Raw genomic sequence first — 958 nt, 5'->3', positions numbered from 1 at the left:
CAATCATATTCTTGAGTATCCATTTCCTGAAGAATGGGTCTTCTATTTCATATCTGTCACTTCGGATGATGTAGCCTTTCTTGCTTAAACGCAATAGGGCACTGGTCATCGTGCTGGTAGGTTGGTTCCTGTCTTGTGCAGGATTGTTGCCCTCGCAGATACTGACCATTACATATTTGTCTGTCTTATTGAAATTCAACCATAAACGTTCGTAGTCTAAATCATGAGTTGTTATGATGTCTTCTATGGCGAGTTGGAGTACATCCTCGTTTTTGCCAGCTTCCAGATTGTTCCAAACTGCGAATGAAAGCTGTTGCGTGTAGTATGGATGGCAACTTGTAAAGGCCAGTATCTCGTCTGCAATTTGAGTAGGCTGCTCTGATACATCTTTCAATCTGTCTGCAATATATGATTTGAAATCTCCGTATGGAATCTTGTTGAGTCTCATCAGCATTCCAAAATGATAGAACGGAGACTTCACACGTTCAAAGATATCTGTCATCATCGATTCCTGGCTGCCCAGAAAGATGTAATTGATGCCTGTCTGTTCCTGCATGATGGAACGGAGCTGCTTATCCATGTTTTTATCGATTTCCAGGATGCTTTGAAACTCGTCCAGGACAACAATCAGTTTGTTTTGAGGTGTAGAAACCTTCTGAATTGTATTTAAAACATCTTCTATTGCCGTTGTTCCATTGTCAGTTGATGGTTGGAATGAAACCGATAGCTCGTCTGTCATCGGGTTCATGTTGATAGAAGGAATGATGCGGAAGTTACGAAGATAGTGCTTCATCTTTTCCAGTTTGAATTGATTGAGCAGTTCCTTCAGAAGCTTTGCCGCAAAATCTTCTTTGCTGAGCACGGCTTGCATATTGAGCCATAGGTATGGTCGTTGGGTTTGGACAACAGCCTTTTTTACGAGACTTGATTTGCCAAAACGTCGTGGTGACATAAGAAC

At 41.6% G+C, this 958-nt stretch carries 2 protein-coding genes; both read right to left on the bottom strand.

Annotation, left to right across the window (positions count from 1 at the left end; genetic code table 11):
- On the bottom strand, window positions 1–793 hold a 793-nt coding region (locus DW830_RS15520; RefSeq protein WP_233544585.1), incomplete at its 3' end, for an AAA family ATPase.
- The coding region (locus DW830_RS16825; RefSeq protein WP_233544584.1) for a hypothetical protein at window positions 774–958 on the bottom strand (185 nt) is incomplete at its 5' end. The genes DW830_RS16825 and DW830_RS15520, both read right to left, overlap by 20 nt.

Source organism: Prevotella sp. AM34-19LB (assembly GCF_003468525.1).
In the GTDB taxonomy this organism is placed as follows: Bacteria; Bacteroidota; Bacteroidia; order Bacteroidales; family Bacteroidaceae; genus Prevotella.
Note: the sequence above shows the minus strand (reverse complement) of the source record. Positions and strands in the feature narration are given on the sequence as shown.